18 protein-coding genes and 1 tRNA gene are annotated in these 23,083 nt (G+C 42.3%); 17 read left to right on the top strand and 2 right to left on the bottom strand.

What is annotated here, in order from left to right; all coding sequences use genetic code 11:
- Positions 1–36 precede the first annotated feature (36 nt).
- The 3 genes from ACSSVW_RS13725 (at position 37) to ACSSVW_RS13735 (ending at position 3,374) form a co-directional block, all read left to right on the top strand.
- Positions 37–609, top strand: a complete 573-nt coding sequence (locus ACSSVW_RS13725; RefSeq protein ID WP_141687265.1) for a hypothetical protein — start codon at positions 37–39, stop codon at positions 607–609.
- Between the two features lie 60 nt (positions 610–669).
- On the top strand, positions 670–2,460 hold the full coding sequence (locus ACSSVW_RS13730) for a GGDEF domain-containing protein (RefSeq protein WP_036973298.1): 1,791 nt from the start codon (positions 670–672) through the stop codon (positions 2,458–2,460).
- Between the two features lie 83 nt (positions 2,461–2,543).
- Complete coding sequence (locus ACSSVW_RS13735; RefSeq protein ID WP_454179495.1) at positions 2,544–3,374, top strand: substrate-binding periplasmic protein; 831 nt, start codon at positions 2,544–2,546, stop codon at positions 3,372–3,374.
- 43 nt (positions 3,375–3,417) lie between these two features.
- Here ACSSVW_RS13735 and suhB read toward each other — a convergent pair whose 3' ends face one another.
- A complete protein-coding gene (suhB, locus tag ACSSVW_RS13740; protein WP_036973296.1) occupies positions 3,418–4,221 on the bottom strand; it encodes an inositol-1-monophosphatase in 804 nt (267 codons plus the stop codon).
- A gap of 346 nt (positions 4,222–4,567) precedes the next feature.
- On the opposite strand from suhB, the gene trmJ reads away from it, so the two are divergent.
- From trmJ to nagP, 11 genes are all read left to right on the top strand, one after another.
- On the top strand, positions 4,568–5,290 hold the full coding sequence (gene trmJ, locus ACSSVW_RS13745; protein ID WP_074989227.1) for a tRNA (cytosine(32)/uridine(32)-2'-O)-methyltransferase TrmJ: 723 nt from the start codon (positions 4,568–4,570) through the stop codon (positions 5,288–5,290).
- A 192-nt stretch (positions 5,291–5,482) separates the two neighbouring features.
- Positions 5,483–5,974, top strand: a complete 492-nt coding sequence (gene iscR, locus ACSSVW_RS13750) for a Fe-S cluster assembly transcriptional regulator IscR (protein WP_036973294.1) — start codon at positions 5,483–5,485, stop codon at positions 5,972–5,974.
- Positions 5,975–5,996: 22 nt separating this feature from the next.
- Entirely contained in the window at positions 5,997–7,214 is a 1,218-nt protein-coding gene (locus ACSSVW_RS13755; protein WP_036973293.1) for an IscS subfamily cysteine desulfurase, read from the top strand.
- A gap of 40 nt (positions 7,215–7,254) precedes the next feature.
- Positions 7,255–7,638 carry a Fe-S cluster assembly scaffold IscU gene (gene iscU / locus ACSSVW_RS13760; RefSeq protein WP_036973292.1) on the top strand — a complete coding sequence of 128 codons (384 nt, stop codon included), beginning with the start codon at positions 7,255–7,257 and terminating at the stop codon, positions 7,636–7,638.
- Positions 7,639–7,649: 11 nt separating this feature from the next.
- The gene (gene iscA, locus ACSSVW_RS13765) at positions 7,650–7,973 is read left to right on the top strand and encodes an iron-sulfur cluster assembly protein IscA (protein WP_036973291.1); all 324 of its coding nucleotides are present in this window, start codon (positions 7,650–7,652) and stop codon (positions 7,971–7,973) included.
- A gap of 78 nt (positions 7,974–8,051) precedes the next feature.
- Entirely contained in the window at positions 8,052–8,579 is a 528-nt protein-coding gene (hscB, locus tag ACSSVW_RS13770; RefSeq protein WP_036973290.1) for a co-chaperone HscB, read from the top strand.
- Positions 8,580–8,625: 46 nt separating this feature from the next.
- Positions 8,626–10,488, top strand: a complete 1,863-nt coding sequence (gene hscA / locus ACSSVW_RS13775) for a Fe-S protein assembly chaperone HscA (RefSeq protein ID WP_036973289.1) — start codon at positions 8,626–8,628, stop codon at positions 10,486–10,488.
- 11 nt (positions 10,489–10,499) lie between these two features.
- Positions 10,500–10,838, top strand: coding sequence for an ISC system 2Fe-2S type ferredoxin (gene fdx, locus ACSSVW_RS13780; RefSeq protein ID WP_036973288.1), 339 nt, complete (start codon positions 10,500–10,502; stop codon positions 10,836–10,838).
- A gap of 142 nt (positions 10,839–10,980) precedes the next feature.
- Entirely contained in the window at positions 10,981–12,408 is a 1,428-nt protein-coding gene (locus tag ACSSVW_RS13785; RefSeq protein ID WP_036973287.1) for an NAD-dependent succinate-semialdehyde dehydrogenase, read from the top strand.
- A gap of 919 nt (positions 12,409–13,327) precedes the next feature.
- Positions 13,328–15,973, top strand: coding sequence for a family 20 glycosylhydrolase (locus tag ACSSVW_RS13790; protein WP_454179496.1), 2,646 nt, complete (start codon positions 13,328–13,330; stop codon positions 15,971–15,973).
- A 215-nt stretch (positions 15,974–16,188) separates the two neighbouring features.
- Positions 16,189–17,472, top strand: a complete 1,284-nt coding sequence (gene nagP / locus ACSSVW_RS13795; RefSeq protein WP_409076797.1) for an N-acetylglucosamine MFS transporter NagP — start codon at positions 16,189–16,191, stop codon at positions 17,470–17,472.
- Between the two features lie 796 nt (positions 17,473–18,268).
- On the opposite strand, the gene ACSSVW_RS13800 is transcribed toward nagP, so the two are convergent.
- Positions 18,269–18,344 (bottom strand) — tRNA-His (locus ACSSVW_RS13800).
- A 277-nt stretch (positions 18,345–18,621) separates the two neighbouring features.
- On the opposite strand from ACSSVW_RS13800, the gene ACSSVW_RS13805 reads away from it, so the two are divergent.
- From ACSSVW_RS13805 to ACSSVW_RS13815, 3 genes are all read left to right on the top strand, one after another.
- Positions 18,622–19,440, top strand: coding sequence for a mechanosensitive ion channel family protein (locus ACSSVW_RS13805; protein ID WP_036973285.1), 819 nt, complete (start codon positions 18,622–18,624; stop codon positions 19,438–19,440).
- Positions 19,441–19,475: 35 nt separating this feature from the next.
- Entirely contained in the window at positions 19,476–20,255 is a 780-nt protein-coding gene (locus tag ACSSVW_RS13810; protein WP_036973284.1) for a DUF481 domain-containing protein, read from the top strand.
- Positions 20,256–20,381: 126 nt separating this feature from the next.
- A complete protein-coding gene (locus ACSSVW_RS13815; RefSeq protein WP_143474488.1) occupies positions 20,382–23,051 on the top strand; it encodes an SLBB domain-containing protein in 2,670 nt (889 codons plus the stop codon).
- The last annotated feature ends 32 nt before the right edge of the window (positions 23,052–23,083 follow it).

The raw sequence follows: 23,083 nt of genomic DNA on the forward strand, positions 1-23,083 counted from the left end.
CCGCCCTGTTTGGGCGGTTTTTTTATGGAAGAAATTATGAAGTATCTAATAAGTAATGTATTTATTATTTTTTTACTGCTCGGTTGCAAAGAGCAACAGGTTGCCAAGCAAGCTGAGTCAGCACCAAAGCCACCCACAATAACGCCAGAACAACAATTAGGTGAGTACCAAAGTTTGGCGTGGCAGGTTGTGACAGCACTGCAAGGGCAGTCAGATACGCAGCAAGTTAAATCCATGCTGTTGTCGTTGGTTCATTCATCACAGGGATTATTTTTAGCGTTTAATCAGGTGTTTCCAGAGTGTAAGCAGACATTAGACGCTATTACTGAATATGTTGAAAGCACACCGCTTACAGCAATCTCTAGTGACAATGAGCCCCTTAATTTACAACCTGAGTTACCCGATTTTACAGGGCCTAACTGTTATCACATACAACAGCTGTTACTTAATCCGTTAGCCGTTTTGGCGATGACGACACAACAACAAATGAATCATGTTGATATTGAACAGGCTGAACTAAAAATGATCGATAGCTTAGCGCGCATTAAGCAATTGGAATTAGTGGGAATAAATGAACAAGAGGTGAATGAAGCGCAGCGCTTGCCATAAAATTGTCATACTAGATTGCTAATTTAGTCATCTATTTGTATGACAGAAACTAGGTGAAAGGTGAGTGCACAACTACAGCGAATATTAGAAAACAGTGACATTAAAACGCTGTTTCAGCCCATCTTTGATGTTTCTAATCAACATATTTTGGGTTACGAGGCTTTAAGTCGGGGGCCAAAAAGCTCTGAACTTGAGATGCCCAGCGCTTTATTTTCTGCTGCAATTGCCTGCAATAAAATTTCAGAACTTGAGCTTTTGTGTCGCAGTAAAGCCATTGAAAACTTTGTTAAGCTCAATCTGCAAGGTAAATTGTTCTTAAATGTCAGCCCTAAAACACTGCTCGACCCATGTCATCCTAAAGGCGAAACATTACACCTAGTTGAACATTTTGGGCTGGCGGCTAATCGCGTTGTCATTGAAGTAACTGAACAAGAAAAAGTAGACGACGGATGTTTACTGTTAAAGACCATCGCGCATTATCGTCAATTAGGCTTTTCAATTGCCATTGATGATTTAGGGGCAGGTTATTCGGGGTTAAAGCAGTGGTCTGAGTTATGCCCTGAGTTTGTAAAGATTGACCGCTACTTTATTGATCACTGTGACCAAAGTGTGGTGAAAAAAGAGTTTCTAAAATCAATCATTGTATTGGCTAAAGCCACGAATACCCAAGTGATTGCCGAAGGTATCGAGCGCGTAGAAGAGTTACGTTTACTCGAAAGTTTAGGAGTGCAGCATGCACAGGGCTTTTTATTAGAAAGACCGAGTTTACAGCCCAGCTACCAAATTAATCTGCATTGCTTAAAACACCTTGAATCATCAGACAACAGCAGCAGCTTTGAACAATCAATGGCTATCGGTTGGCTTGCTGTTGAGCATGCCAGTATTGAGGCGAATACTCGTTGTAAAGATGCGCACAGTATTTTTGAGCAAGATAAAACACTCACTAGTCTTGCTGTCCTTGAACAAAATAGTCCCGTAGGCTTATTACACAGAGATCAACTTACCGAGGTGTTTGCAGCTCCTTATGGTCACGCGCTTTATGATAAGCAGCCTGTTACCGCACTAATGGATAAGCAACCGCTAGTGGTCGATGAAAACGAATTGCTTGATACGGTTAGTCAACAAATCACCGAATTTGAATTCGATATTCGCCGCCATATCGTCATAACACGCAACGGCGACTACTTAGGATTGGCACCTTTACGTAATATTCTCAAACACATCACCGAAGAAAAAATACGCCACGCTCAACACGCAAATCCATTGACCATGCTACCCGGTAATGTGGCAATAAATGAAGCTATCGAATTAAGGCTGCGCAACAGTTATGCATTTTCGTTAGCGTATGTCGATTTAAATCACTTTAAGCAATTTAATGATTTGTATGGATACGCCAGTGGCGACAGTGTGATCAAATTATTAGCCGAAGTGATCGTTGATGTTTGTAGCAAAAGCAAAGGCTTTGTTGGTCACATTGGTGGCGATGATTTTATGGTGGTATTCGATAAAGACGATGCAGAGCATAGGTGCCATGCGATCATTTCAGAATTTGAAGAAAAATCACGCGCCTTTTTTACCCCTGAACACATCTCGCAAGGGGGGTATTGGGCGAGTAACCGCGAAGGTAAAAAACAGTTTGTACCTTTGCTAACGCTGTCGATTGGTCTCGTTAAACCTGACCTTGAGCAATGCATTAATAGCCACCAAGTTGCAGCACTCGCAACCGATGCGAAAAAAGAGGCCAAACGCTTCAAAACGAGTCACTTATTTGTTTGTAAGCGCCGTTGTCCGGCCCCGGCAGTGGTGAGGCTAAGTGTCGCCAGCGATGATACCCTGCAAATCGGGTTATGAAGAAAATTTGAGTTCGGCCAATTTCACTTGTGTCTCACTCTAAGCCAGTGTAGGTTAAAAAAAACACGTTAAGAATAATAATAATGAAGCGACTATGTAGTGCAATCCTTGTTGTGCTAAGCCTAGGATGCAGCCTGCCAATTGATGCCAAAAATGTGGTGAACTTAGCCATAGAGCAACGTCCCTTGTATCAGCGCGATCATTATTTACACGCGCTGTTAGCTGCAGCGTTTCGTGCCGCAAAGTATCCCACCGTTATAAACGAAGTACTGGTGCACCCTCATCAACAGCGCACATTACTCATGCTCGACGAAAACCAAGCCGATGTCTATTGGAGTATGACCAGCCCAGAGCGAGAGCATCTAGCGATTGCTGTTCCAGTCCCTTTATTTAAAGGGTTTATCGGTAAACGCGCACTGCTTACAAAACGTGAATTTTTACCGCGGTTTAAAGAGGTAAAAACTAAACAAGACTTAATGGCGTTTACCGCTATACAAGGTCATGACTGGCCTGATACAAAAATATTGGCGCAAAATGGCTTAGCGGTTCGGCCACTGGCGAATTATCAAGCAATGTTTAACTTAGTTATAAGTGGCCGGGTTGATTACTTCCCGCGTTCATTTATCGAGGTGACTTCAGAGCTTAAGCAAATAAATAGTGAGCAACTGGCGATTGTGCCCAATGTCTATATTAGCTACCCGAGCGCTTTTTATTTTTTTGTTAGCAATAACAAGCCAGAGCTAGCCGAGGTATTATTAACAGGCTTAAACGCGATGAAAAGCTCAGGTGAGTTTGATCAGCTGTTCAACAGTTACTTTGCTGAAGACTTAGCCGGTCTGCCGTTTACAGAAAAGAGTGCCATAGAAATAAAGTTGGAGAATGACTATTTTCAGCCACAAAAAAAGGAGCCGTAGCTCCTTTTTGTCATGCTAATCACGCGTTAGAACTAATGGGTCATTAGCGAAGTAGTGACTCAGTTAATACTGGACGAATTTCACGAATGATTGCTTGTGTTAATTTTGGCGCGCCACAGATAATGTTGCCGCTTTGGTTGTAGTTAATACCGCCTGCGAAATCAACAACCATACCGCCCGCTTCTTTAACTAAAAGCTCACCAGCGGCTGTATCCCAAGGTTTAAGGCCAATTTCGAAAAAGCCATCAACACGGCCAGCTGCAACATACGCCATATCAAGAGCAGCAGAACCTGCACGACGAATATCAGCCGTGTGAATAAATAAAGCTTTGAATGCCTCAGAGTATGCGTCTAAGTGATGCTTTTGTTTAAACGGGAAACCCGTAGCAAGAATAGAACCTGCTAACTCGTTAGTTTTTGATACACGTAAACGCTTGCTGTTAAGCTGTGCGCCTTGACCGCGAGACGCTGTGAATAATTCACCACGAATTGGATCATAGATAACAGCTTGGTCTAAACGACCTTTTACTTTAAGTGCGATTGATACTGCGTAATGAGGGATACCCTTGATGAAGTTTGTTGTGCCATCAAGTGGGTCAACAATCCATTGGTAATCTGCATCTTTGCCTTTGTGCTCACCTAGTTCTTCACCAACGATACAGTGATCAGGGTAAGATCTTAAAATAGTGTCACGGATTGCGGCTTCAGCTTCTTTATCGATGTTAGTCACTAAATCGTTAGTGCCTTTTTGTTGTACATCAACTTTTGATAAGTCTTCACTTGCGCGAAGTAAAATTTTGCCTGCGTTACGCGCAGCGCGAACCGCAATGTTTAACATTGGATGCATAGCATTACCTTTGGGTTGTAAAAGAACGAATATATTTAAGCCGGCGTATTCTAGCGGTTTTTACTGCAAAGTAAACAACAAAGCGGAAATACTTTTGGTTGTTTTTTGTACTGAACTGATTTTAAATTAAATTTCTATCTGACTATTTTTAAAAGCTAAAAATTATACGGGGCGTTTCATACATAAATCTGATACTAAAAATAAGGATGTACTAGTAAAAGAAAAACCCCTAGCACCGCCCATGATCTGTGATCAATACTGATTGATCGCGTGATCTGTATAGCCTCCAGAATAGCTTTCATGGTAGAATTCGCGCAATTTTTGACATTCAGTAAGTAACAACGCAATGACACTTGATGATATTCGTATCGTATTAGTTAACACATCTCATTCTGGTAATATTGGCTCAGCAGCACGTGCTATGAAAACGATGGGCTTATCAAACCTTTATCTTGTTGACCCTGCATGTGAAATTGATAGTCATGCCAGTGCGCTTGCTGCAGGTGCAACCGATGTTTTAGGCAAAGCCGTGGTTGTTGATACCCTTGCTGATGCGATTGCTGATTGTAGTTTAACGATTGGCACCAGTGCTCGTTCGCGCACCTTGTCTTGGCCGATGGTTGAGCCACGTGAATGTGGTGAAAAATTAGTGGCAGAAGCGGCGAATGGCCCGGTTGCACTCGTGTTTGGTCGTGAAAATAGCGGTTTAACCAATGAAGAGTTACAACAGTGTAACTATCATGTGTGCATTCCTGCGAACCCAGAATACAGCTCATTAAACCTTGCTATGGCAGTACAAACCCTGTGCTATGAAACACGTATGGCGTATTTAAACACCCAGCCAAAACAGCAAGAACAAGACGACGTTACTTACCCTAACGCAAAACAAACTGAGTTGTTCTATGAGCATTTAGAGCAAACATTAAACGACACCGGGTTTATCATCAAACAGCACCCAGGTATGGTGATGACTAAATTACGTCGTTTGTTTAATCGTGCGCGCCCAGAAGAAGCCGAAATGAATATCTTACGCGGCATTCTGACTTCAATTAATAAGTCTATAAAATAATCACAGGTTATAAGCATAATACTTGACTAAATTACTCAGGTAATTACAATAGACATAGTACTTGACCAATTTAGTCGGGTATTCGGTTTTATCAATGGCAAGTATCAATTTTTATCACGTGATAATACTTGACTATTTTGGTCTGGTAATTAAAATTTGCACACCTTAGCGTGCAGTAACATCGGGGGCTCCATGAAGTTAACATCAAAAGGCAGATACGCAGTAACCGCCATGTTGGATGTTGCACTCCATACAAATGTGGGTGCAGTGCCCCTTGCCGATATTTCTGAGCGACAAGAAATTTCGTTGTCTTACCTCGAACAATTATTCGCCCGTTTACGTAAAAATGGCCTTGTGACTTCTGTGCGTGGCCCAGGTGGTGGATATTTATTAGGACGTGGCGCGAATGAAATTTCTGTTGGCGATGTTATCAATGCCGTTGATGAGTCTGTTGATGCAACTCGCTGCCATGGTGCAACGGGTGGCTGCCAAAGTGGCATGCGCTGTTTGACTCATACATTGTGGTCAGATTTAAGCGCGCGTATCGAAGATTTTTTAAATAGTATTACCCTTGCTGAATTGGTAGAAAAATCAGATGTGAAAGAAGTCGCATCGCGCCAAGATAACAGCATCAACACTGCAATTAAGCAACTGGAAAACATTCAAGTAAGCTGTCAACTGTAGCTTGACGAAAGCGGAGAGAGAAATGAAGTTACCGATTTATTTAGATTACGCAGCAACCACGCCTGTTGATGAACGTGTGGCAAAAGAAATGATGCAATGCCTGACTATGGACGGTAATTTTGGTAATCCTGCATCACGCTCACACCGTTTTGGTTGGCAAGCAGAAGAAGCGGTTGATCAAGCGCGTACAGACATTGCTGATCTGATTAACGCTGATCCACGTGAAATTGTTTTCACTTCAGGTGCTACAGAATCAAATAACCTCGCCATTAAAGGTGCTGCACAGTTCTATAAAAAGAAAGGCAAGCACGTCATCACGGTTAAAACAGAGCACAAAGCAGTGCTTGATACATGTCGTGAATTAGAGCGTCAAGGTTTTGAAGTAACCTATATGGACGTTGAAGAAAACGGTTTACTTGACCTTAAAAAGCTTGAAGCCGCTATGCGTGACGACACGGTACTTGTTAGTGTCATGCACGTTAACAACGAGCTAGGTGTTATCCAAGATATCGCGACCATCGGCGAAATGTGCCGTGAGCGCAAAATTATGTTCCACGTTGATGCGGCACAAAGTGCAGGTAAAGTACTTATCGACGTGCAACAGTTAAAAGTTGATTTTATGTCGTTCTCTGGCCACAAAGTCTATGGCCCGAAAGGTGTTGGCGCATTGTATGTTCGTCGTAAGCCACGTGCTCGTTTAGAAGCACAAATGCACGGTGGTGGTCATGAGCGTGGTATGCGTTCAGGCACACTGGCTACTCACCAATTAGTGGGTATGGGTGCGGCATTTAGAATCGCAAAAGAAGATTTCGAAAAAGACCATGCACATATCAGCGCACTTCGTAAGCGTTTGGTTGATGGCATTATGGCTGATATGGACGAAGTTTACTTTAATGGTGAACCAAGTCAGTCAGTTCCGGGTATTGTAAACATCAGCTTCAACTTTGTTGAAGGTGAGTCGTTATTAATGGCTGTTAAAGACATTGCTGTTTCATCAGGTTCAGCCTGTACCTCAGCAAGCTTAGAGCCTTCTTATGTACTACGTGCGTTAGGCCGTAACGACGAATTAGCACACAGCTCAATTCGTTTCAGCATTGGCCGCTTTACGACTGAAGAAGAGATTGATTATACCGTCGAACTAATCAAAAACTCGATTGGCCGTTTACGTGAGATGTCTCCTTTATGGGAAATGCATCAAGAAGGTATTGATTTAGATTCAGTTGAGTGGGCGCATCACTAATCAGTGATCGCCGCCGCTAGCAGGTAGTGAGGATAGTATTATGGCTTATAGTGATAAAGTAATCGATCATGTTGAAAATCCACGTAACGTGGGTTCTTTAGACAAAAATGATCCATCTGTTGCAACAGGTATGGTGGGTGCACCTGCGTGTGGTGACGTAATGAAATTGCAAATTAAAGTATCACCAGAAGGTGTTATTGAAGATGCAAAATTTAAAACATATGGTTGTGGTAGCGCAATCGCCTCTTCTTCACTTGTAACAGAGTGGGTAAAAGGTAAAACATTAGACGAAGCTTCAACAATCAAAAACACTGATATCAGTGCAGAGCTTGAATTACCACCAGTGAAAATTCACTGTTCAATTTTAGCAGAAGACGCGATTCAAGCAGCGATTGCTGATTACAAAAGCAAACAAGCGAAGTAAGAGATAAATTCATGGCAGTGACATTGACAGATGCGGCAGCAAACCGCGTAGAATCATTTTTAGCAAATCGCGGTAAAGGCATTGGCCTTCGCGTAGGCATTAAAACGACGGGCTGTTCAGGTCTTGCTTATGTTCTTGAATTTGTTGATGAGTTAGCAGATGGCGACGAAGTTTTTGAATGTCGCGGTGTGAAAGTAATCGTTGATGCAAAAAGCTTAGTGTACATAGACGGCACTGAACTTGACTACACTAAAGAAGGTTTGAACGAAGGGTTTAAGTTTAATAACCCAAATCAGGCGGATGAGTGTGGTTGCGGCGAAAGCTTTACCGTTTAAGCTAGCACGTTTTCCTTGCTTGAAGCCCTACCTGTGTAGGGCTTTGTTCTTTTTCTGTTTACCGAGTTGGATTATGTAATGCGTTACTTTGAGTTATTTGCGATTCCAGTAGACTATAACATTGATTTAGCGACTATTAATAAACACTACCTCGAGCTGCAACGTGCAGTTCATCCAGATCGTCATGCCAGTGCTAGTAGCCGCGATAAACTACTTGCTGTGCAAAACGCGGCTGAAATCAATGATGCATTACAAACATTAAAACACCCGGTAAAGCGTGCTGAATACATGCTTAGTGAGTTGGGCGTTGATATTCGTGCTGAACAACAAACATTACAAGATCCGCTATTCTTAATGCAGCAAATGGAGCTTAGAGAAGAGCTCGAAGAGCTTGAAAATGCCGCAGATCCTGATGCAGCAATTGCCCAGTTTGAAACGCAAATTAAACAGTTAGACACGCAATACAGCAACGAACTGGCTGCTCAGCTAGCAAGCAATGATGAACAGCAATGGCAGGCAGCGGCGGATAATATTCGTAAGTTAAAGTTTGTTTATAAGCTACGCGAAGAACTTGAGCGAATTGAAGACAGTTTATTTGATGATTAATCGTTAGTTGTAACTTAACAGCTATTTAAGAGTTTAAAAGAGCATTATGGCATTATTGCAAATTGCTGAGCCGGGGCAAAGCGCGGCACCACATGAGCACAAATTGGCAGTGGGTATTGACCTAGGTACAACAAATTCACTTGTTGCGACTGTCCAAAGTGGCGAAGCTCGCACACTAACAGACCTTGCAGGTAATGCAATGCTGCCGTCGGTTGTTCAGTACCAAGCAGACAGCATATTAGTGGGTGAACAAGCGGCTGCAGCGGCTACACAAGACCCAGCAAATACACTCATTTCAGTGAAGCGCTTCTTAGGCAAAACACAAACCGAAATTGAGCAAAGTTACGGTCAATTACCGTATCAGTTTTGTGAACATAATGGCTCACTTGCCATTAGCACTGTTGCTGGCGCAATCAGCCCGGTGTCTGCTTCAAGTGAAATATTAAAAACCTTAAAACAACGTGCTGAAGAAAGCTTTGCCGGCCAAGATATTATGGGCGCCGTGATCACTGTGCCAGCGTACTTTGATGATGCACAGCGTCAAAGCACCAAAGACGCGGCTGAACTTGCGGGTATTAATGTTTTACGCTTACTCAACGAGCCAACAGCGGCGGCAGTTGCCTATGGCCTAGACTCAGGTCAAGAAGGCATTATTGCCGTTTATGACTTGGGCGGCGGTACTTTCGATATCTCTATTTTACGCCTGCATCAAGGGGTATTCGAAGTCATGGCGACAGGCGGTGATTCGAGCCTAGGCGGTGACGATTTCGACTCATTACTGGTTGACTACTTTAAGCAGCAAACGGGTGTTAACGAGTTATCGGCATCGGTTTTACGTTTATTCATCAATAAAGCAAAAGCCTGTAAAGAAGCATTAAGCCAATACCAAACAGTGAACGTTGGCTTAGAGTTTGATGGCCAAAGCTACACAGTTGAAGTAACGCGCGAAACCTTTGATGAATTGGCGCTAGGACTTGTAAAGAAAACGCTTCGCTCGTGCCGACGTGCGGTTAAAGATGCCGGTATCGAAAACCAAGAAGTACTGCAAGTTGTTATGGTGGGTGGATCTACCCGCATGCCGATTGTACGCTCTCAAGTTGCGGCATTTTTTGATAAAGAACCACTGACCTCAATTGACCCCGATCGTGTTGTGGCCCTTGGTGCTGCACTGCAAGCAGATGTGTTAGTGGGTAATAAGCCTGATTCAGACATGTTATTGCTCGATGTACTACCACTTTCGCTTGGTCTTGAAACCATGGGCGGTTTGGTCGAGAAAATCATTCCACGTAACACCACAATCCCGGTGGCACGTGCACAAGAGTTCACCACCTTTAAAGATGGTCAAACGGCGATGTCATTACACGTGCTGCAAGGCGAGCGTGAATTAGTAGATGATTGTCGATCGTTGGCTAAATTTAGCTTAAAGGGCATTCCGGCTATGGCGGCAGGTGCTGCGCATATTCGTGTTACTTTTAAAGTTGATGCCGATGGTCTATTGAGCGTATCAGCAATGGAAAAATCAACCGGTGTGCAAGCTGAAATACAGGTAAAACCTTCATTTGGCTTATCGGATGATCAAGTTGCTAATATGCTGAAAGAGTCGATGACAAATGCCAAAGACGACATGGAAGCGCGAATGCTCAAAGAGCAGCAAGTTGAAGCATTACGTGTTGTTGAAGCACTTGAAGCTTCACTCGCAACCGATAGCCAATTGCTTGATGAACAAGAATTAAGTGTGTTAAAAGCAGAAATTGCTAAACTTATTGCGGTACGCGAAAGTGCCACAACACCGGCAGAAATTAAAGCAGCGATTGAAGCTGTAGATAATGCAAGTAGCGAGTTTGCTGCGCGTAGAATGGACGCATCAATTAAAAAAGCGCTGCAAGGGCAGTCAGTAGACGAAGTTTAACGAGGTAAGGTATGCCACAAATTATTTTTCTTCCACACGAAGAGTTATGCCCAGAAGGCGCAGCAATTGAAGCACCTGCAGGCGAAACTGTATTAGATGTTGCGCTTAAAAATGGCATTAGCATCCCACATGCCTGTGAAAAATCATGCGCGTGTACGACATGTCATTTAATTATTCGCGAAGGGTTTGACTCTTTAGACGAAAGTGATGAGCTAGAAGACGACATGTTAGATAAAGCATGGGGACTTGAACCAGAGTCACGTCTTGGTTGCCAAGCAATCATTAAAGATGAAGATCTTGTGGTTGAAATTCCAAAGTATAATCTCAATATCGTTAATGAAGAGCATTAATTCTTAACGGCTTTGAATACCTAAAAACCGCTGTAGTTGCTTGGTCTCTACAGCGGTTTTTTGTTTTTTAGCTGTCAGATAGTAGATTTCAGATGATAGTCGTCAGATTTCTGATTTCTAGTGTCTTTAACTTGGAGGTTCTATGTCTGATTTGGTTTTTTCTGATTCATTTATCGACGGTGACTTTTATTCTACAAGCCAGCGTTTTAGTGTCGATAATCCCGCAACCGCAGAGGCTATTACCCATGTCTCTAATATTGATAAAGCCGGGGTTGAACTGGCTATAAAAAGTGCCGACGAAGCCTTTAGCAAACTAAAGCAAACAACGGCGACTGAGCGCAGTGAAACGTTGCGACGTTGGTACGACTTAGTCATTGAGCATAAACAACAACTTGCTGAGTTAATGACCAAAGAGCAAGGTAAACCTTTAAAAGAAGCATTGGGTGAAGTGGAGTACGGCGCCGGGTTTATTAAATGGTTTAGCGAAGAAGCCAAACGCAGTTACGGCGATAGTATTCCTGCGACGGATAGTCAGCATCGTTTATCAACAATAAAGCAGCCCGTGGGTGTGGTGGCAGGTATTACACCGTGGAATTTCCCGATTGCCATGATCACGCGTAAAGTTGCCCCCGCATATGCGGCAGGCTGTAGCTTTGTTATTAAACCTTCTGAGCATACGCCATTGTGTGCAATTGCACTTGCATATCTCGCTGATAAAGCCGGTTTCGTGAAAGGTGCCTTAAATGTGGTGGTATCTGAAAACGCAAAAATGGTCGGCGAAATCATGACAGAGTCTGAGCGCGTACGTAAATTTACTTTCACAGGTTCAACTGGTGTCGGTAAGCAATTACTCGCTCAGTGTGCTTCTACAATTAAGAACACATCGATGGAGCTCGGTGGTAATGCTCCCTTTATTATTTTTGAAAATGCCAATTTAGATGACGCCGTTACAGGGCTCATGGGCGCGAAGTTTAGAAACGCAGGGCAAACCTGTGTCGCCGCAAACCGTATTTTTGTAGAGCGCTCAGTGCTTGAAACCGTGCTTGAAAAACTCACTGACAAAGTAGCAGAGTTAAAAGTAGGCAATGGCCTTGATGAAGGGGTGGATATTGGCCCATTGATTTACCCAAAAGCAAAAGAGAAGGTACAAAGCTTAGTCGAAGATGCGGTGAACAAAGGGGCTTCTTTAATAGGCGATAATAAGGAGCTTGAGGGCAGTTTTCAAGCGCCACTCATTTTGACTGATGTCACCCCAGAGATGGATATTTACCATGATGAAGTGTTTGGTCCTGTAATCAGCATTATTGCCTTTGATAACGAGCAAGAAGTACTGAAACTTGCCAATGATGTGCCTTATGGCTTAGCTGCTTATTTTTACAGTGACAACATCAAGCAAATTTATCGCGTAAGTGAAGCACTTGAATACGGCATGATAGGCATCAACGAAGGGCTTATCTCAAACCCAGTTGCCCCATTTGGTGGTGTGAAACAGTCGGGCCTGGGACGTGAAGGTGGTCATCAAGGCTTAGATGAGTATCTAGAAGAGAAGTATCTTTGTATGAAGATTTAAAAGCCGCTTTAACCTCTGCGCGCGAAATAAATTTAACGCCTACAACAAACCGTAGGCGTTATGTTTGCATGACGTGTTTGCGCAGCAACATCTCTTTTAAAACATTCACGGCTAAAGCCCCTCCTACAAAAGATTCACACGACACACGTAGGAGGCGTTTTAACGCCGAAAAGCAAACCTATTAACTGGCATTAAACAGCCATCTCGATTTAGCTCGCACCTCGCAACTCGTTGCTTACAACCTCTTCGCGCGAAATAAATTTCACGCCTACAACAAACCGTAGGCGATATGCTTGCATGGCGCGTTTGCGCAGCAACATCTCTTTAATAAAGTTCGCGGCTAAAGCCACTCCTACAAAAGATGCACACGATACACGTGGGAGGCGTTTTAACGCCGAAAAGCAAACCTATTAACTGGCATTAAACAACCTTCTCAGTATAACTGTATTAGCTCGTATCTCGCTTTTCGATGCTCGTTGCTTATAACCCTTTCGCGGCTAAAGCCCCTCCTACAAAAGATGCACACGACAAACGTAGGAGGCGTTTTAACGCCGAAAAAGCAAACCTTTTCGGTGGCATTAAGCACCCCTCTCGGTTTAGCTCGCACCTCGCAACTCGCTTCTCGAAGCTTATTTATCTCGCATCTCGCAACTCGTTACTTATAACCTCTTCGCGCGAAATAAATTTCACGCCTACAACAAACCGTAGGCGTTATGCTTGCATGGCGCGTTTGCGCAGCAACATCTATTTAATAAAATTAGCGTTAAAACGCTTCCTACGATGAAGCTACCCGCTTATTTTTAATAAAATGATAGCGCTGTCATTTTAGTTTTTATATGATAGGTATGAATAATAAACAAAAATGACAAATATTACGGAATAAATACCGTAAACTCAGGGCTTAAACGAGGAGAAAGTAATGGATTTTAAGAGGTCAATACTCGCCGCGATACTGGTAGCATCACCTGTAGTCGCACATGCGACACTGACGCAATCACAGGTTAATCACTTTGCTAAAGACACTGAATTACTATTTTCGGTAGAAGATAATTTCCGTAATAAAGACGCGGGGTTCTTAGGTCAAATTACGCTTAATAATCGCTCTGACGTGGCTTTGCCTGCGGGTGAAAGTGATTGGCAGCTTTATATTCACTCTGTTCGTAAAATTTCGACCGAACATGTCGCAGGCTTAAATATTGAACATGTTAATGGTGACTTACACCGTATAGTACCAACGAGCAGCTTTAAAGGGTTAGCAGCGGGTGAAAGCCTAGAACTGCCTTTTGATGCACAAGTATGGGTTGTTGCTTACAGCGATTTTATGCCGCGTGCATTTTTTGTTTCAGGAAAAAATAAGCCAGCGGTATTTGCAAACACAGATACCGAAGACTTTAAACAATTTGTAATGCCGTTTACGCGCGATAACCAATTATACCGCTATAACGAGCCGAAAGATTTATCTGTGCTTGCAACGCCTAAAGTACGCTTTGAAAGAAACAATGCCGATAACGTTGCTGTAAGTAAAGAAGAAGCACTAAAACGCATTATTCCAAAACCACGCAAAGTTGACTTTAACCGGGGTACAACAACCATCAATAATGATTGGCAAATTAGTTATCAAGGTCAGCTCAAGCACGAAGTAATGGTGTTTATGCAAGACTTACAAGATGACTATGGTATTAGCCTTAAAGCGCAGCCTGACCATATTAACCTTGGTAAAGAGAAACTTATTCGTCTTAAAGTCGACCCTGCACTGAATGCCGGTAAAGCTGAAAGCTACACCCTCGAAATTGATGATGAAGTCATTAACATCGTCGGCAGTGATAATGCTGGTGTGTTTTATGCGATGCAAAGTGTGCTTAATTTGATGCCAGCAGCAACCCAAGGCTCAGCAAGCTTACCTCAGCTTGAATTAGAAGACTCACCTCGCTATGGCTGGCGTGGTATGCATTACGATAATGGCCGTAACTTTCACGGTAAAGAAGCCATGTTTAAGCTCGTTGAGCAAATGGCGCGCTATAAAATGAATAAGCTACATTGGCATTTTTCTGAAGATGAAGGCTGGCGACTCGAAATACCTGGCCTACCGGAGCTTACCGAGGTAGGTGGATACCGTTGTTTTGATTTAGAAGAGCGCACCTGTTTATTAACGCAGCTAGGTACGGGACCATTTAAAACAGGTTCGGGTAATGGTTACTTAAAACGCGAAGAATTTGTTGAACTGTTAAAATACGCAAAAGATCGCCATATTCAGATCATCCCTGAAGTAGAGGGACCCGGGCATGCGCGTGCATCAATAAAAGCGATGGAGGCACGTTATCATAATATGCTCGAACAAGCCGAAAAAGCAGCTAAAAACAATATAAAAACTGGCTCGGCCAAGCAAGAAATACAACAAGTGAATATGGGTCCTGCAACACAGTATCTACTGACCGATCCGAAAGACACCTCAGTGTATATGACGGTACAAAATTACAAAGATAATTCGATGAATGTCTGTATGGATTCAACCTATGCATTTTTAGATAAAGTAACGTATGAATTACAACAAATGTACCGCGAAGCAGGCGTACAGCTGAAAAACCTACACATTGGTGGTGATGAAGTGGGGGCGGGTTCATGGATTGGCTCACCTGTTTGTCAGGCGTTATTTGCCGAGCCGAGTAATGGCGTGTCGGGCCCCGCTGATCTTAAACCATATTTCACGCAACGCGTCGCGACACTATTAGAAAAGCGCGGTATTTCCCCAGGAATTTGGGAAGATGGCATCATGTATGACCGTGAGAATTCATTTAAACGTGATGAATTCCCAAATAAAACCTTTACGGTTAATACATGGGATAATATTTGGGAGTGGGGCGTTGCAGACAGAGCATATCGGTTAGCAAATGCGGGCTACCAAGTGGTGTTATCACATGGCACGCACTTATATTTCGATCATCCCTATGAAGCCAGCCCAGAAGAGCGTGGTTATTATTGGGCAACCCGTTACACCGATACTAAAAAAACCTTTAACTACATGCCAGACGATGTATACGCGAATGCAGACTATACCCGTACTCGCGAGCCAATTGTTAATTTAGAAGCCTTGGTTGGTCGCCCGTTACCTAAGCTTGAGAAACCTGAAAATATTCTGGGTATGCAAGGTCAGGTGTGGTCTGAAACTATCCGCACAGAAGATCAGGTGTTAGCAATGATTTTTCCGCGTATTTTGTCAGTTGCAGAACGTGCGTGGCACAAAGCAGAGTGGGAAGGCGAAAATATCGATACCAAAAAGCAAGCGAAAGACTGGGCTGAATTCTCAAGCGCTGTGGGTTTAAAAGAGCTCGAAAAGCTGGCGCAAGATGGTATCAATCTGCATTTACCTGTGCCGGGAGCTGTTATTGAAAATGGGACGTTAAAAGCCAACACAGCGTTTAACTATTTAAGCATTGAATACAGCCTAGATAATGGAAAAAATTGGCAGCTTTATGCTGATCCGATCAGTGTTGAAAATGATGCGAATGTAGCTTTGCGTAGCCGTTTAAATTCGCAGCAAACAAGCCGAATAACCTATGTAAATTAATAGATTACAAGCAAACTAAAAGGGCCTTTGGCCCTTTTTTATTATCTTGCTTTTAACTAAAGGCATCGTATTATGACTACAATTTGATGTCAGTTTAATGGCAGCGCTGTCATTTTTGTTGCGTTAGTGTTATAAATATTTCATCAAACGTATTTATAATCATCTTGAACAAATAGCGTTGATAAATTGAGTCAATGCTATGAATGGGAATTACCATGTCAGAAACGAATAAACAAAGCAGCCTAATACCTATGGCTATCGTTGCCACGCTGTTTTTTATCTTAGGCTTTGCTACTTGGTTAAATGGCTCTTTAATGCCTTTCCTGCAGCAAGTTTTGCAGCTTTCGCCGTTTCAGGCGTCGTTGATTATTTTCTCGTTTTATATCGCGGTAACATTCACTGCGATTCCATCAGCGATGATTATTCGTAAAGTGGGTTACAAAAATGGTATGGCCCTTGGCATGGCAACCATGATGGTTGCAGGATTGTTATTTATTCCTGCTGCAAAAACACAAGTGTTTGCACTGTTTTTATTTGCGCAACTCGTTATGGGCGCGGGTCAAACATTACTACAAACAGCGGTGAACCCGTATGTGGTAAGAATTGGCCCCGAGGAATCAGCCGCAGCCCGCGTAAGTGTTATGGGTATTTTAAATAAAGGTGCAGGGGTTGTAGCCCCGATTGTGTTTACCGCACTCATACTGAGTGATTTTAAAGGGTTTGTAGGTAAAGAGCTCAGCCAAGCTGACATCGATGCCATGGCCAATGGCTTAATATTACCGTATTTAGGGATGGCACTTTTTATTGGTATACTTGGCTTCGCAGTGACCAAAATGCCGTTACCTGAACTAATTGATGATGCTGATGAACAGCAGCCTGGGCAAGTTAAAAAAGCATTGGCGCATCCGAGCCTTGCGTTAGGGATTGTGGCGTTGTTTGTGTATGTGGCTGTCGAGGTAATTGCTGGTGACACCATTGGTAGCTTTGCTCTGTCATTGGGTGTTGAGCAATACAGTGTGATGACATCATACACCATGGGTTGTATGGTACTAGGTTACTTTTTAGGTATCTTGTTGATTCCACGTGTGTTGTCTCAACAGGCTGCACTGACTATTTCAGCGCTGTTAGGGTGTGTGTTAACGCTTGCGATAGTAACAGGCAGTAATGAGTCGGTCGTTATTTCTACATTGCTTGGCCTAAAATCGGTACTTCCTGATACCTTATTGCTGATTGCTGTGCTAGGCTTTGCCAATGCAATTGTTTGGCCAGCAGTTTGGCCGCTAGCGCTTTCGGGCTTAGGTAAGCTTACCAGTGTGGGGTCGGGCTTGCTTGTTATGGGTATTGCCGGCGGTGCATTTGGTCCGTTATTTTGGGGCCTTGCAAGTGGCGGCGTTAAAAGTGCCGAGGCGCAACAAATGGCTTATATTGTGATGTTGCCTTGTTATTTATTCATACTTTTCTATGCTGTAAAAGGGCATAAAATGAAAAGTTGGAAGTAATTAAAAAGCGTGAGGTATAGACGAGTAAATCGTCGGCCTTGCACTGATGTAAAGCATTTCTAGTAAATAGAAATAATCCCGTGTGTAATGCCACCGAAAGGTGGCATTTTTTTGTCTTATTTAAACCGTAGGCGTTATGCTTGCATCGCGCGTTTGCGCAGCAACTTACCTTTAAAAATTCACGGCTAAAGCCCTTCCTACAAAAGATGCACACGACACACGTAGGAGGCGTTTTAACGCCGAAAAGCAAACCTGTTCAGCAACATTAAACAACCACCTCGATTTAGCTCGCACCTCGCAACTCGTCGCTTATAACCTCTTCGCGCGAAATAAATTTCACGCCTACATTAAACCGTAGGCGTTATGCTTGCATGGCGCGTTTGCGCAGCAACCTGTCTTTTAAAATTCACGACTATAGCCCTTCCTACAAAAGATGCACACGACAAACGTAGGAGGCGTTTTAACGCCGAAAAAATAAACCTGTTCAGCGGCATTAAACACCCATCTCGGTTTCGCTCGCACTTAGCAACTCGTCGCTTATAACCTCTTCGCGCGAAATAAAATTCACGCCTACATTAAACCGTAGGCGTTATGCTTGCATGGCGCGTTTGCGCAGCAACTTTTTAAATAGCTTTGAGGTTAAAAAATAAGCAAGGTGAAATGTATAAGATGCGCTGAATAAAAACAGAGAGTTAAAAACAAAGGCTAAAAATTGAAATAAAATAATGCTAGGGTAACTAAGCTAAGAATAAATCTATAAAGGAACAACAAAAGAAATACAAAAGGGGGGGGGGAGTGGGGCGACTGATGGGGCTTGAACCCACGACAACCGGAATCACAATCCGGGGCTCTACCAACTGAGCTACAGCCGCCACTGAGATACACCATGTTTGGTGTGGCGCGCATATTACATAATTAACGTGGGCTTGTGAACCCCTAAATATAAAAAAAGATAAAAAAGTTGAAAGAGTAAGAAATTTCAGAAACTTAACACTGGTCAGCTGGCGTTCAGTTTCGGGGGCTAGACTCTCGCTTTTGCAATTAAGCAATCACTCATTGATTAATCTGCATGTTATTTAATGATTTTTTAACCAAAGATCATATATAATTTCAACAGCGTTACGCTAAAAATGAACTTCAGGAGAGAACATGGATACAATAATGAACTGGATCAATGAGAATTCAGATTTAATAATACATTACGCCGTTCAGGCTGTTCTGGCGCTAATTATCTTCTTTATTGGTAGCCGCATCGCCAAATTCTGCGAAGGGTTAACTGAAAAAGCATTTGATAAGAAAAAAGTAGATAAAGCGGTAGGTTCATTTGTAGCGAGCATTGTTTATGCAATCGTTTTTGCTGCAACAATCTTAATGGCTCTATCTCAACTAGGTATCGAGACAACATCATTCATTGCTATCTTAGGTGCTGCGGGCTTAGCTGTTGGTTTAGCACTTCAGGGTTCATTATCTAACTTTGCTTCTGGCGTATTAATTATTTTACTTCGTCCGTTCAAATCAGGTGACTATGTTGAAGCTGGCGGTAAAGCGGGTACGGTTAAGAAAATTGAAATTTTCTCTACAGAAATGCGCACACCAGACAACAAAGTAATTGTAATGCCTAACTCAAAAATCATGGGCGATGCAATTGTTAACTATTCACGTGAGTCTACACGTCGTATCGACTTAGTAATTGGTGTTGGTTACGACGCTGATCTTAAAGAAGCAAAAGCAGTGCTTAAGTCAGTACTAGACAAAGAAACGCGTTTATTAAAAGATCCTGCATACACAGTAGCTGTATCTGAACTTGCCGATTCAAGCGTAAACTTTGTGGTTCGTCCATGGGTTAACTCTGCTGACTATTGGCCAACATATTTCGACTTAATGGAAAACATTAAGATTGCACTTGATGATGCAAACATCACTATTCCATTCCCGCAAATGGACGTTCATTTGCACAAAGAAGACTAAATTGTCTAATTAAAAGTAGTAAAGGTTATTTTTTAATGAAATTAAAAGCTTTATCAATTCTAGTTGCAGCATCTGCTGCAACTAGCGCATTCGCAGCCGATGAAACGAAAACGTGGGACGTTACGAGTGAGTTAGGTGCCATCATAACCAGCGGTAATACAGAAACAACCACTCTAAAAGGTGGCATAAAGGTATTACATAACCTTGAGAGCTGGAATAACGAATATAAGCTTGATGGTCTTTATAAAGAAGACGAGATCGAAAATGATGCCGGTGTTAAAGAAACACAGCGTACTAACGAAAAGTACTCTTTTTCTGCACAGGGTAACTACAAGCTAAACGAAAAGCACTCACACTTATTCATTTACGGTTCGCACGTATCTGATTACTTTGGTGCTTACCGTAATGAGACCGTAGTTTCAGCGGGTTATGGTTTACGATTAATCGACCGTTCTGATATGTGGTTAAATGCAGAAGTGGGTCCAGGTTATAAATACTTCCAATACCCAGACACAAGCACAGAAGTTGACGAAAACGGTAACTCACTTGCGGGTGAACGCGAAGGTGAAGTAATTGCGTTAGGTAAACTTGACTACAATTGGCAAATTTCAGACAGTGCGCGTTTCACTCAGCTCGTTTCTGTGGAATACGGTGATACCAACACCAAAACACGTTCTGAATCAGCCATTCTTGCCAAAATTAATGGTTCACTGCAAATGAAAGTGGCGTACAACATTACCCACAACTCTGATGTAGCTGACGACAAAGAAAATACAGATACTGAAACGTCATTAACGTTGGTTTACAGTTTTTAACTAAATAAACCGGAATATTGATGTTTTTATGACAGAAAGGGACGAAAGTCCCTTTTTTATTTTTTGTCATTTCAGGTAGAATAGACAATCTTTTTGACTGTAGAACTATGGAAATCCCTACTTGTGATGTTATTTAAAAGACTCTTTATTACTTTTTTGCTATTAACTTCTGCATCAGTATTGGCATTTACCCCTACAGCAGCTCAAATTGAGCAATTTAAAAAGCTTCCTAAAGCTCAGCAAGAAGCGCTTGCTAAGCAATATGGTGTCGATTTATCCACCATAACAGGCAAAACCTCTAATAAAGAATCTGTTGAACAAGAGTCAACAATTCAACCTCGCTTTGAAAAAGAACAAGAAGAACTTACAGACGATGAACGTTTTGCGCCGAAAGTCGATGAAGTAAAACCTTTTGGTTATGACCTATTTGCTGGTGAGCCAACCACATTTATGCCCAGCGAAAATGCCGCAGTCCCAGATACTTATCTAATTGGCCGTGGTGATGAGCTTACTATTAACTTTTATGGTAAAGAAAGTGAAAGCTACGATGTGATGGTTGATCGTGAAGGCCGTATAAGTATCCCAAATCTTAGCCCAGTCCAAGTTGCAGGGCTTACATTTGCAGAAGTAAAAGAGCTCATTAAAGCCAAAGTTGAACAGGAAGTTATTGGCATTAAAGCGTTTGTATCGGTCGGTAAACTACGTAGTATTCGTATTTTAGTGTTAGGTGAAGCTTATAAACCGGGTAGTTACAGTGTGTCATCACTGACTACAGTATCGCATGCTTTGTTTGTGAGCGGCGGGGTGTCAGAAATAGCCTCATTACGAAACATACAAGTTAAACGTGCCGGTAAAGTTGTTGCGAATTTTGACTTGTACGATCTGCTTATTAAGGGTGATAGCAGTAACGATATTATATTAAAGCCAGGTGATGTTGTTTTTATCCCGCCTGTTGGTTCGCAAGTTGCTGTTGAGGGACTTGTAAAACGCCCAGCAATTTTTGAGTTAAAAAAAGGCGAAACGGCAGAGCAGCTTTTAAAAATGGCTGGCGGTTTAAAGCCACAAGCATATGCTAAAAAAGCTTTGGTTGAGCGCTTTAACAATCACAACATGAAAGAAGTATTATCTGTTGACTTTAGCTCAAATAAAATTAGCTATATTCCGCGTGATGGTGACCGTATTCGTTTTAACCCTATCAGTTTACAGTATCAAAATAGTGTTAGCTTAATTGGTGCTGTTGCGCGTCCTGGTCATTACCAATGGCATCAAGGTAAACGCATTTCAGATATTTTCACTTCAGTGCGTGGCGACTTACTGCCACAGGCCGATCTTGGTTATGGCTTACTGGTACGTGAAATAAACGTTGCCGGTGATATTGAGGTTTTCCAATTTGATATTGCCCAAGCTATCGTGAAAGCTCAAGGTCATGATTTAGAGTTAAAAGCAAACGATAAACTGTTTGTTTTTAGCCGTTATCAAGAAAGAGAAGCTGAAGAAATTGCACTTGCAAATATGGCGTTAAGCGAAGAGCAACAGCAACAGCAATTTAAAGTGAAGCAATGGCACGAATATCAAAATAAAGAGTTTGAACGCTATATTGGTGTTTTAAAAGAAGAAGACCCTTTCAAGCTTGAGGAAGAAAAAGTACTCACCATCGCAGAAATATCGAAGCGTAAAGCAAAAGAAGAAGAGCAGGAGTTAGAACCTGAAGATTACGCAGTCTTTAGTCGCTATAACTTATTAAAACCAATTATAGCAAAGCTTAAACAGCAAGCCTCTGTTACAACAGCAATGCAACTTGTTGAAATTAATGGTCATGTTACGTACCCAGGCGTTTACCCGTTAACGGTTGGCAGCGAAGTAAACGAACTTATTGCAGCAGCCGGTGGCTTACTTGAGTCAGCTTATACAGAACAAGCTGAAATCACTCGGATTGTTGCGGGTGATGCGTCAAAAGTTGAACACATCAAGTTTGACCTACATGCAGCTATGCTAGGTGAAAAAGCTGAAAATAAAATATTGCGTAGTAAAGATAGTATTAATATTTTCTCTATTCCTAATTGGCAAGAAAACGTAAAAGTTGAGCTAAAAGGTGAAGTGAAGTTTCCTGGTGTATACACCATTCGACGTGGAGAAACCCTTACTAACCTGCTTGAAAGAGCTGGGGGTTTTTCTGACTTTGCAGAACCCGATGCTGCTATCTTTACTCGTGAGTCAATCCGAAAACAAGAACAACAACAGTTAGCAAAACTATCAGAAGACTTACGTCGAGACATTGCCACAAAAAGCTTTGAAAAATCCGTAAGTAGTAACACTCTTTCTTATGAAGAAATGAACAAGTTACTTATTGACTTGGCAAATGTTGAAGCTGTAGGACGTTTAGTTATTGATTTACCTCTTATTGCTGATAACAAACAAAAACTTGTTTTACAAAATGGCGATACGCTTTATGTCCCAAGCAAACGTGACTCAATAAGCGTTATTGGAGAAGTAAACTACGCGACTTCTCACTTGTTTAAACCCGGTATTGACGTTGAAGATTACATCAGCCTCAGTGGTGGTTTAAAAGAGCGTGCCGCTGATGACCGAATCTATATCATTAAAGCAAATGGTTCAGTAAAAATTCCAAATAGCGGCAGCTGGTTTGCAGTTAATGATTCACAGCTCTTAGAAGCGGGCGACACTATTGTTGTACCAATGAATGCTGATTACATGGATAACCTAACCTTGTGGAGCACCGCAACGCAGATTGTTTATCAGCTTGGTGTAGCCGTAGCAGCGATTAGTAGTATTTAAATTAAGCTCTTGTGCAGTTTGATATTTCACTG

Source organism: Pseudoalteromonas sp. MBR-15, from assembly GCF_053628915.1.